Here is a 10,602-nt window from a genome sequence, read left to right on the forward strand (position 1 = left end):
AAAAAGAAATATAAAAAATGAAACATAAAAATATAGGTATCATGCTGGGAATGCTTTTTCTGTTCCCTGCATGTTCCCGGTTTACAGAGGTTGATCTGCCTCAGGATCAAATCACAAGAGACATGATCTTTAAAGATGAAGCGCTGGCCCATGCGGCCATGGCTGGAATTTACCGCTCACTGGAAGAATCCGGTTTTCTCTCCGGATCATCCGGTGGAGCGCAAAGCTATTTAAGCTGCTATACCGATGAACTGTCATCATATGCCCCGGCAGGAAGCGATACTTCCCAGTTCTATACCCTTACGCATAATGCTTTAACACAAACAGTAGGCAACCTGTGGAGCGTAACCTATAAACAGGTGTATTATATCAATTCGGTCATAGAGGGGCTCGAACATTCCCCTGGTATCAGTGCTTCCGTAAAGGCCAGGTTAAGCGGAGAGGCTCTTTTTTTAAGAGCAATACTGTATCTGTATCTTACTGGTACCTACGGCGGGGTTCCTTACATAAAAGTAACCGATTATGAAACCAACAGCCATGTCAGCCGTGAATCTCAGGTCGAGGTGTATAATAAAGTCAGAGAGGATTTGTTGCAGGCTGTAGAAGGGCTGCCTGATGCGTTACCTAAAGGGTCTAGGGTTCGCCCGACAAAAGTGGCTGCCTACGCCTTGCTTGCCCGGTTAGCCTATTATCAAAAAGACTGGAATGCAGCCCATGAGTACAGCAGTCTGGTACTGTCCCGCAGCGATTATGCCCCCGAAACAGACCTAAATAAAACATTTTTAATGAGTAGTTCCAGTGCCATCTGGCAGCTGATGCCTTATGATTCAACCTATCCCACCAATGAAGGGAACTTCTTTGTATTACAAACAGCGCCTCCGGCAAGAGTAGCGCTCTCTCCTGCATTTGTAAATGGCTTTGAAAGTGGAGATCAGCGAAGATCTGCATGGATGGGAGAAGTCAAAGATTCGCAGAATACTCCCTACTATTATCCTTTTAAATACAAACAGTCTTCCATTACTTCATCATCATCAGAATATTCGGTGATACTCAGGGTAGAGGAACTCTACCTGATACGCTCCGAGGCGTACACCCGAAAAAATGAATTGAATATGGGACTGAGTGATCTCAACAAAATCCGGGGTCGGGCTGGTCTTCCGGCGCTGTCCAATCTGGGACAAGCTGAGCTTCTTGCCGCTATTGTAAGAGAAAGGAAATATGAGCTTTTTACCGAATTCGGACATAGGTTTTACGATCTCAGCCATTTTGGAACACTGGATCAGACCATGCTGGCACAGAAGCCTTCATGGAAAAGCTATTATAAGTTTTTACCACTGCCCGAGCAGGAACTTTTAAGAAACCCTAACCTTAAACCGCAGAATGATGGCTATTAGATGGCTGATACTTTTATCGTTTTTTTGTGCTCTTATGGTAAGCGGACAGGATAGTGCAGAAGTGAAAAAGACTGAGGAATATTACGCAACGTTGTTTACAACGGCTGTCATGGCCATCAGCCCTTCAGGAGAGTATATTGTACTGAATGACTCCAATCAGTACGGTAAAAATGATTATAAGCTGTATCATACAATTTCAGGGAAAACAGACAGCATAATGAAAGGGAATGAGTATATTTTTCTTACTGGAAAAGATCTGCTCATTCAAAGTCTTGGGAAGGTGTCTTTTATGAATGTGCAAACAAAAGAAGTAAAGGAGATAGAAGGAAGTTGGTCTAAGAAAATCCTAAAGAAAAAAAATAAGATTTCCGTCCTTTTATACAGTACAGCCATGAAGACGTTTTCATGTTACAGCGTAAAGGGAGTGATGAAATGGTCACATACCGGTGTTGAAATGTTTGAAACCAGCAAAGATGAATCTTTTGTGATGTATGGTGCAGGTAATCAGATAAGCACAATAAACATTGATACGGGCAGGGAGTATTCCCGCCCATTTTCAGTGAGCGGAAGTATTTCATGGCTTAAGTCCTATAGTGATACTCTTTATGCCTACGCCGCCCATGGAGAAGGAGGGAAGCTGTATATATCCTCGAAAAAAGGGTCCGTTCTTCAGGAAGTATCTGTGGATACGCCCAAGGGATTTATGATGGCAGAACATTCATGGAATAAAATGAAAATTAATGAGCACAGGTACCTTTTTGTTCCACTATCAAAAAAGCAGCCCGAAAAAGAACGTGGGAAAGCCGATGTTATTATTTCATATACTTTAAAGAGTGGAAGGGCTGCTTATCAATTGCCGGTTTTGGGTATGTATGATCTTAAAGAACGGATATGGAAATGGAAGCCTCAGGAATCCGGAAATATAGGCCAGATTATGCTTGGAGACAAGGGAGACTTTTTAATCTATGACAGTGATGAAGATATTATAGAAAATCAGAGTAATCCACTACTGAACATACAGATGGCACGCAGCTATGGCGATAACATTAATGATCTTGGGAAACTGCGTATTGTCAAAGGAAATTATTACTGGGATGAACCAGAGCAGGTATTGGTCTTTTTTAAGAATGCTGAATGGTGGTGCTATCATGTGAAAACACATCAGAAGCATAAGCTTCTGGAGGGTAAAGGACAGAAGTGGGGCAGTGATCGGTATTTGGGGCAGACCGATACCCCCATTGCTAAAATAATCCCGACGACTCAGCCCTCAAAAATTATTGTTTCAGGAGCCTATGACCTTTTCCTGGTGGACCTGGTTAAACATCACTCAGAAAGACTGACTGATGGTGAAAAGAACCATATTAAATATAGCATTGTCCATCTTGAAGGTCAAAATAGGGTACAAAATCATTTTAGCGGGCCTGCCGATCTCAAAAAGGGGATACTGCTCAAAATGTTTAATGAGAAAGACTATCATTCAGGTTTTGCATTATTGAGCAAAAAATTAAAAACACTGGTGTATAATGATTCCTATTTCACCGAACTCATTAAAACGCAGGGCGGTCTGTTTGCTGTTTCTGAGTCCTATCAGCGGCCTCTTCAAGTGACCAGGCTTGCTGGAAATGCGAACCGGGTTATTTTTGATAATAAGACATTTATCAAAGATAAAGTACCTGATGCTAAAATGGAACTTTTTCAGTATACAACGGCTTTAGGAACCAGTAACGCTGCTCTTCTGTATCCTGCTGATTATGATGCTTCAAAATCCTATCCAATGCTCGTTAACATCTATGAAGATAAGTCGAAAGATATCCTTTACTACGCAGTTCCCGATCTCAGGGCGGAAGATGGTTTTAATTTCCGGCATTATGCCGGCCAGGGCTATTTTGTTTTGTTGCCGGATTTGCAATATCAGAAAGGCAATGTACCGGAAGTGATGCTTACTTCTTTGGAGGCAAGTGTTAAGACTGCTCTTGGTAAAGCTTCTATTGATTCTGCGAATATAGCCGTACTGGGAATGTCTTTCGGGGGCTATGAAACAGCTTTGGCTCTATCTAAGACCAAACTCTTTAAAACAGGAAGTGTTGGGGTTATGATTGCCGATCTGGTTTCTTTGGCCCTTAGCAATTCTGCTGTTTTACGTCAGCCCAACTATGCCAGGATTGAAAATGAACAGTTTGCACTCAATGGGAGTTCTTTCGAAAAGTGGGAACAATATATAAGGCAATCTCCGCTTTACTATCTGGGTAAATCAGTATCCCCGATTATGTTGTGGACCGGCTTGAAAGATGATAATGTATCACCGGCGCAAACAAGGGCTTATTTCCTTGGACTGAAAAGGCTTGGGAAAGGAGCTGTCTTATTAGAGTACCCGTTGGAGGGACATAGCATTATAGGTTCCGGGTCGAGCCGGGATCTGAATATAAAAACCTGGCAGTGGATGGAACACTTTTTAAAAGAAAAGCCTGCACCACAATGGATACAACCTGTTAAAACGAAAGCTCCCTTAAAATAAAGGGAGCTCTTTTAATATTACTGAATTCTTCGAAGGGTAACCTCACACGTAAGTGGATGTTCCACATCAGGGCCGGAAGTTCCGAAAACCTGCTGTCCGGTTGGTAATCCGTTAACGGTACAGATAGGCTCTAATCAAGTACAGGCAACGGTCAAAATAAGAGCATGGATTAATAAAAAAATGAAGAATTTTCCATCTACATTTGTGTTTTATAAGAATGGTTGAAAAGCAATTATTTATAACAGTGGTTTTTACTTTTTACTGTTGCAAATTTAGGATAGTATCAGGCACATAAAAAAATCTTTTTGGGTATCTCAAAAAATTCTTTTCACTGGGTTTCAATAATTTTTTCAGAAACTCCTGAATCCTGCGGACAAAAAGACTTCGGGGCCTCCATTCCAATGCTTTCCATTCCGGTTTTATGTGCCTGATACTGTCCTTTGGTCACTGGCAAAGAAAAAGTCGGAACCTCAGTCATACGAATCAATTCAATCATAATTACTTAATATTAATAGAACACATCAATATGAAAAAGACAAATCCAGCTGTTACGATTGTAAAGGAAAGAAAAAAGTCGAGTGTCCTCGAAGCCAAATCAATTCAATAAGAGATTTTAAAATTGGCAAAACACTCACTAACATTTAAGTTTTTAGCCTGAATGAAATAAATACAGACTAATGATAGAGATGAGTAAAATAGATACAGGTTAATGGTAAACCTGCGTAATTTTTACGCAGCTTTTCTTTCCACCTGCGTAAAATGAATACAGGTCAGTGTATTTTTTCATCTCATAATTATTGTCATTTTCTCTTTCAACAACAAAAAATATTTTAATAAATATAAATAATTGATTATAAGATTATTATATTGTTTAAATTTATTTTTTCAGAGCTCTGGAAAATTGGCATGCTTATTACAGCAAGATGTGTCTTTGTACGTACAAACTTTTCAAGTTGCAGCTAAAAAGACGATCTTGCCTTTTTTGCAAAAAGGAGAAAAACTTCGGAACTCAGTTCTTATTTTTTAGAAAACTTAAAAAGGATTCAAATTAGCCCAGTATATTCTTTTTTAATCTTTGGAAATTCTATATGATTCCAGAGTACTCTTATTTAAGTTAAACATACTCATTACTATTGACTTGTTGTTGTTTTAGTACTTAATATTTGTCTTAAAATTTTTAATCAAATTATTATACGCAAATGAAGAACTATGGAAAAAGAGGAACATGTTTTCATGAGGATTCAAAAACAGAAGAAAGAGAACTGGAAAAAGCTCTGTTCCAAAAAAGGAATTTCTTTGAGCAGTTTAATTATCGATTCGGTGCAAAATAGGATTTTTGATGATGAAAAAAGAAAAATACTCACATTCATTGAAAGCAGGACAATATTTTTGCAAAGATTGAAACCAATATAAACCAAGCAGCGAAAATAGTAAATACTCAAAAATTTATAAGCAATGAAGATTTGAAAAGCTTCGAGGAACAATTGAAAACAATCATTGAACTGAAAGAACAGCAAAACGAAAACTTCACTAAAATCTATTCGTTAATTGCCAAAGATTATTAAGATTTTAGGTTCCATAAGGGGTCGATTTTAAGCGGTGTATTCAGAAAGAAAATTTATATAAGTATTAAATAACTCCAATTAGATCTTAATATTTGACTGAGTATTAGAATAAAGAAAGATCACGTACAGGGAAAATATTGTTACGAAAAAATATTAATTAATGCGAACATTTTTAAAGTCACCAGATTGTCAGTTACAGGATACTAAGAAAGAATATATTTTATTTTAGCTTTGTTTTTCTCTCCTTTAGGAAAAATTAAAACAAAGCTATTATAGGTACTATTGAAAAAGTGGTATTCACATTCTATTTCTTCTCCCTCAGCAGTAATTAAATCTATTTCGCCATTTTCGTTGTATCTTTTATCAAACATAAAATCTTGAATAAAATTCCATTTAAATCCAAATTCTTCAGGTAAGTTTAATGTTCCTAGCTCTTTTAAGAATCTGGAAGAGTAAAAAATGTCTCTCTTTGAAAGCTTGTTTGTATATATATTATTTTTTTCACTTTTGCTAATATTATTCAACACCAAAAGGACACATTTATTACCTGACTTTAATACATAATTTCTCAGAGTTGAGTGAACAGATGACCCAAACTTCTTACTTAATTGCATTACTGTGCCTAAACCTAGACTTGCCTTTTCAATTTCTGCAACAAATCTATCATGTTGAAAAAGGGTTATAGAAGCAAAATAATTTGCTTCCGCTTCGAATTGCTTTTCAATTTCTTCATTTAGGGTTTCATCATCATCCAGTGCAAGCATTATATCATTTTGCCATGGCAATATACCATGACCAATTTCATGGAGTTTCACAAAATTTTTTCTACCCAAATTTTTGTTGATATTCGAATCAATATAGATCGTTTTCTCGTGTCTATCAAAAATCCCCATTACTTTAGAAATGGCTGTTAGGAGACTTTTTTGAGATTTTTCCTTAAGTTTCCCAAAAAAAGACTGGTCTACATTTCTTAAATCAATGCTTTTGTCAAGAGCAAAGTCAGAATAGTGTAATATTTGGTCAACAGGTGTGGGAAAAGTATCAAATGATTTGCTATCCTTTAGAATGTTATAAGATATTTTTTCTATATCTCTTCTGGTTAGGTCATCCATGTGTTTTTATACGCTTCTTTTAGATTTTAAAAACTCTAAATATTTTATTACATCATTTCTTTCTTCTTCTGTCAGGTGTTCTGCTCTAAATGCTATTTTTTGCATAAAGTCAGCATTAGCTTCTTCTTCTTTTGTTTCTTTTTTATCAATCATATTAGCATTTCCTAGAAGAGTTTTTAAGGAAACTTTGTATAATGAAGATAATTTTGATAGGATATTTACAGAAGGGTTTTTAATCTTATCATTTTCTAATTGACTTAGGTAGGCATTTGAAATACCCGTCATATCTTCTACTTGCCTCAAAGTCAATCCAATATTTTTTCTTGACTCTTTTAAAGTACTACCAATTGAACTCATGACTTTTTTTGCAAATATAATATTTTTCTGCTTGATATATTTAGAATAATTCTAAATATAATCTAAGTATATTAAAACATTTTGCTTGATATATTTAGATTTTATATATTTGTGGTATTAAAAAAATAGAAACTATGATAAAAAATGGACTATATGTAAAAAGAGGCAGTAGTACTGCTCAATTTATAAGTGTTAAAATAATTGGTGGTAAATATAATGGTGCAGAAAAAGAAAATAATGAGGGATAGAATTAACATAATAATATATTCATTGTGCTTAATTGCGAGTGTAATTTCACTGATAATTAGATATTTAGTGATTAGTCAGCCTAATGATTTTATAAAGGATATCACGTCAGGTTTGGCTTTTAGTGGGGCCACGTTTGGTATAGGTGGCTTCTGGCAATTACTTAGCGACTATGGCTGGAAGTCAATTAAGTGTAAAATATTATATCCAAATGCTAAAGTGTATGTTTCTTTAAGCTATCTGCTAAATATAAAGCTGGCTGGGGAAGATAGATATCTTTTAATTAAAGGAGGGAAAATTAACCAATATCAGCCAGTCGGTGGAGTTTATAAAAATCTTTCAAAAAGTATTGATAAAGATTGGGAAGCAGAATCGAGAACTGACAGAAGTAATCCTTTAGATTTAAGATTTTTTACAAAAGCTAAATATATTCCTGAAATAAAAAAATGGTTTATATCAGGAAAAGAAAGAGAATTTGGTGTCTGGAGAGAGTTTCAGGAAGAGTTAATTGAATCAACAATATTGAAAGGTGAAAGCTTTAAACATATTGATGTTGAATTTTTAAGAACCGAAGAAAAAATGATGAGTAAAGAAAATAGATTTAAAGATGAAAAATATCACACAATTTTTTATGATATTTTTAAAGTTATCCTTACACCTGAACAGGAGAGAGAAATTAAACAATTATATGATAATAATTCTTTTTCTGATAAATACGCTTTTGTTGAAGCGGATGAGATTTATAAAGAATGTTTTAACAATTCACATACGAAAATAGGACAGCATACAAAATTGATACTTAATTATAAACAATAGAAAGATGAAGAATTTTTACGATGATTTTGAACTACAAAGAGAAGATATTCTTGCGAGAATAGCTCAGAAATTGGAACTTGATTCCACTAGAAGAGAAAAAATGGAGCAATCATATAAAGCGGTAAGTGATTGGTTGGATAAAGATGAAGGTTTTTTTAAGGGAAAGAACATAGATATTTATTCTCATGGTTCAGTTAGGACATATACTACTGTAAAACCGTTGAATGATGATGATTTTGACCTTGATATAGTTTTACACCTACATCATCATTTTTCAGGATTTACTCCAATACAGATTTATAATGAATTAATTAGAAGGTTAAAAGAAAATGAAAATTATGCAAGAATGTTTGTTGCGAAAAATAGATGTGCAAGATTAAACTATGCGGGTAATTTTCATATGGACATTTTACCAGGCTGTATAATTTCTTTTGAAAATACTAATCAACTTTATGTTCCTGACAAGAAGCTTTCAGAATGGACACCGACCAATCCTAAAGATTTTTCTACTTGGTTTCTTGGTAGAGCAAATACTGTTGTTGAGCCATTGTTGGAAGGTTATTTTAACAAAGCTTTTGCGAAAGATTTAATGCTTAAAGCAGAAATTGAGACCTTGCCAAGTGAAAATTATTATGACAAAAAACCTTTGCAAAGGGCGGTTCAGCTATTAAAGAGAAGTAGAGATATTTATTTTGAAAATATTCCAGAATATAAAACCTCCAGTATTATTTTAACTACTTTGGCAGGACATTTATATTCAGGTGAATCTACAATATATTCTACAATAAATAATATTTTAAGTAGAATTCATTTGAAATTAGAAAATTCATTCAGATTAAAGGTTTTTAATCCTGTAATGCCTGCAGAAGATTTTTCTGAAAAATGGGATTATGAGCCAAAGCTATATGAATACTTTAAGCTTTTTATTAAAGATATGTATAAAAATTGGCAAGCATTAAAAATGGACTTTTCTAAACATCCAGATGTTTATAATTCTTTATTTGGAATAAAAGAATCATTGTATAAAGATGTTGTTGTGGAACATACAAAACTTTTTAGCAGAACTTCAAATGACAGTCTAATTAAAACAAGCGGGATAATATTAGGTGGAAAAGGATTAACTGACACTATGGGGAATATAAATTTAGAAAGTGGAGTACACAATGAAAGACACAGAGATTTTGGGGACATATAGAATGAAGGTTCTATTAAGAAATTTGTCTGCATTTCTTTTTGTGGAAAAAAAAATTGTAGAGAAAAATTTTGATTGGGTAGACCTTAAATTAATGAATGATAAAAAGCAACTTTATTTGAAAGGAACAGGTGAATTAAGTCCAATTGGATGTAAAAATAAATATAAAATTCAAATAGAGTTTGCTCCTTTTATTGCTGGGAATAGGTTTGAGAGAATTAAAATAATAAGCCCCAATATTGATTTTAATCCTAAGATTCACATGTATAAAAGCGATAATTCACTTTGTTTATACTATCCTCCTGATTATGATTTTCATCACGTACCTTTATTTAAATCTTTGACAATGTTGTCAGAATGGCTTGTTAAATATGAATTTTTTAAAAGATTTGGGGTTTGGCTTGGTAATGAATTTAAACATTAATTTTTTTTATTATGAAAACATTCGAAGAAGAATTTAATTTTTTCAGAAGAAATTGTACTTTTGAAAGGTTATTCCTTAAAAATACATTTTCAGTATATAGGAAGGAGTGGTTTTTAACGATACCAACTATTTTAGCAGTTATTGGGATATGTTTATTTCACTATGAGTACATTACTTTGGGGGTGATGTTAGTAATTCCAAGTTTGGTTATCTTATTTACTTATCTTTTTATAAAGACCAATCAAGCAAAGAAAGAATTAAAGGAGAATAATTTACCCTATTCAAATTTACCTTATAAATGGAAAGTGCCAGAACATGATGATATAAGGATCAAAGAGGTAGGTAATATTTATGTCAGCGTTAGAAGTGAGGAAATCCAAACAAGAATTAATATGGCTAGAGATAGAATTCAAATTAAAAGTGAAAGTTTATTTTTAGATTTTCAAAGTGTTCTTATTTTTTTTGGAAAAAATTATATTACTCTTTTTTTAGGTTTTTTGATGGGGCTGTATAGTAAATCTGATTATTCTTCGGAAAACTTTAGAATATTGATGTCAGCAATTAATTTAATTTTTTTTCTGAGCTTTGTTGTTAGCCTGATGTGGATTTTCTTGTTGAAGAAAAGCTTTACAGATTCAGTTAATAATAAGAACAAACAATATTTGGATTATATTTTTGTAATGGAAAATGTTTTGTTAATGAGATTGTAGAGATTATTTCTGCTTAATTTTTTCATGCAATTCTTTATTTTCTTGGTTTTTCATAGAAAAATTAGGAAAAGGTTAAATATGTTCTATAAGCTTAATTTTCCACTTTTAATATTTGTAGGACGTATTAAATGGTATTTAATAAATTAAAGATTCTATCTTACAAGTGAAGGAGATTCTTTTTTTATTTCTTAAAATTTATTATTGGTTTATGAGATTATACATAAAAGAAACATATTTTATTTACTTGTTAGGAAATTAGGATCATTTATTT

The 10,602-nt window shown here is 33.7% G+C and carries 10 protein-coding genes; 7 read left to right on the top strand and 3 right to left on the bottom strand.

Annotated features, from left to right (window positions below; translation table 11 throughout):
* The first annotated feature begins 17 nt into the window (after window positions 1–17).
* Together DRF61_RS21505 and DRF61_RS21510 are read left to right on the top strand one after the other, a co-directional pair.
* Window positions 18–1,394: a RagB/SusD family nutrient uptake outer membrane protein gene (locus DRF61_RS21505; RefSeq protein ID WP_111960914.1), complete on the top strand. Its 1,377-nt coding sequence runs from the start codon at window positions 18–20 to the stop codon at window positions 1,392–1,394.
* On the top strand, window positions 1,381–3,909 hold the full coding sequence (locus DRF61_RS21510; RefSeq protein ID WP_111960915.1) for an alpha/beta hydrolase family protein: 2,529 nt from the start codon (window positions 1,381–1,383) through the stop codon (window positions 3,907–3,909). Before DRF61_RS21505 ends, DRF61_RS21510 begins: the two co-directional genes overlap by 14 nt.
* Before the next feature lie 328 nt (window positions 3,910–4,237).
* Here DRF61_RS21510 and DRF61_RS22760 read toward each other — a convergent pair whose 3' ends face one another.
* Complete coding sequence (locus tag DRF61_RS22760) at window positions 4,238–4,405, bottom strand: hypothetical protein (RefSeq protein WP_157963420.1); 168 nt, start codon at window positions 4,403–4,405, stop codon at window positions 4,238–4,240.
* Window positions 4,406–5,118: 713 nt separating this feature from the next.
* Here DRF61_RS22760 and DRF61_RS22965 point away from each other — a divergent pair.
* Window positions 5,119–5,322, top strand: a complete 204-nt coding sequence (locus tag DRF61_RS22965) for a hypothetical protein (protein WP_228452714.1) — start codon at window positions 5,119–5,121, stop codon at window positions 5,320–5,322.
* A gap of 355 nt (window positions 5,323–5,677) precedes the next feature.
* Here the strand turns inward: DRF61_RS22965 and DRF61_RS21520 are convergent, their stop codons facing one another.
* Complete coding sequence (locus DRF61_RS21520) at window positions 5,678–6,586, bottom strand: ImmA/IrrE family metallo-endopeptidase (protein ID WP_111960916.1); 909 nt, start codon at window positions 6,584–6,586, stop codon at window positions 5,678–5,680.
* Between the two features lie 6 nt (window positions 6,587–6,592).
* Window positions 6,593–6,943: a helix-turn-helix domain-containing protein gene (locus DRF61_RS21525; RefSeq protein ID WP_111960917.1), complete on the bottom strand. Its 351-nt coding sequence runs from the start codon at window positions 6,941–6,943 to the stop codon at window positions 6,593–6,595.
* A 237-nt stretch (window positions 6,944–7,180) separates the two neighbouring features.
* Here DRF61_RS21525 and DRF61_RS21530 point away from each other — a divergent pair, with 237 nt between their 5' ends.
* The 4 genes from DRF61_RS21530 to DRF61_RS21545 are packed head-to-tail and all read left to right on the top strand — an operon-like array spanning window position 7,181 to window position 10,331.
* Entirely contained in the window at window positions 7,181–8,005 is an 825-nt protein-coding gene (locus DRF61_RS21530) for an SMODS-associated NUDIX domain-containing protein (protein WP_146897198.1), read from the top strand.
* 4 nt (window positions 8,006–8,009) lie between these two features.
* Entirely contained in the window at window positions 8,010–9,200 is a 1,191-nt protein-coding gene (locus tag DRF61_RS21535; RefSeq protein WP_111960919.1) for a nucleotidyltransferase domain-containing protein, read from the top strand.
* Entirely contained in the window at window positions 9,169–9,621 is a 453-nt protein-coding gene (locus DRF61_RS21540) for a type II CBASS E2 protein (protein WP_146897201.1), read from the top strand. Before DRF61_RS21535 ends, DRF61_RS21540 begins: the two co-directional genes overlap by 32 nt.
* Window positions 9,622–9,632: 11 nt before the next feature.
* The gene (locus tag DRF61_RS21545) at window positions 9,633–10,331 is read left to right on the top strand and encodes a hypothetical protein (RefSeq protein ID WP_111960921.1); all 699 of its coding nucleotides are present in this window, start codon (window positions 9,633–9,635) and stop codon (window positions 10,329–10,331) included.
* Window positions 10,332–10,602 lie beyond the last annotated feature (271 nt).

This window comes from Chryseobacterium lathyri, from assembly GCF_003290185.1.
Classification (GTDB): Bacteria; Bacteroidota; Bacteroidia; order Flavobacteriales; family Weeksellaceae; genus Chryseobacterium; species Chryseobacterium lathyri.

Excerpts from the sequence above, each read along its gene's own strand:
- DRF61_RS22965 (WP_228452714.1), top strand. The coding sequence starts at position 5,119 with ATGGAAAAAGAGGAACATGTTTTCATGAGGATTCAAAAACAGAAGAAA.
- DRF61_RS21530 (WP_146897198.1), top strand. The coding sequence starts at position 7,181 with ATGAGGGATAGAATTAACATAATAATATATTCATTGTGCTTAATTGCG.
- DRF61_RS21545 (WP_111960921.1), top strand. The coding sequence starts at position 9,633 with ATGAAAACATTCGAAGAAGAATTTAATTTTTTCAGAAGAAATTGTACT.
- DRF61_RS21505 (WP_111960914.1), top strand. The coding sequence starts at position 18 with ATGAAACATAAAAATATAGGTATCATGCTGGGAATGCTTTTTCTGTTC.
- DRF61_RS21520 (WP_111960916.1), bottom strand. The coding sequence starts at position 6,586 with ATGGATGACCTAACCAGAAGAGATATAGAAAAAATATCTTATAACATT.
- DRF61_RS21525 (WP_111960917.1), bottom strand. The coding sequence starts at position 6,943 with ATGAGTTCAATTGGTAGTACTTTAAAAGAGTCAAGAAAAAATATTGGA.
- DRF61_RS22760 (WP_157963420.1), bottom strand. The coding sequence starts at position 4,405 with ATGATTGAATTGATTCGTATGACTGAGGTTCCGACTTTTTCTTTGCCA.
- DRF61_RS21535 (WP_111960919.1), top strand. The coding sequence starts at position 8,010 with ATGAAGAATTTTTACGATGATTTTGAACTACAAAGAGAAGATATTCTT.
- DRF61_RS21540 (WP_146897201.1), top strand. The coding sequence starts at position 9,169 with ATGAAAGACACAGAGATTTTGGGGACATATAGAATGAAGGTTCTATTA.
- DRF61_RS21510 (WP_111960915.1), top strand. The coding sequence starts at position 1,381 with ATGATGGCTATTAGATGGCTGATACTTTTATCGTTTTTTTGTGCTCTT.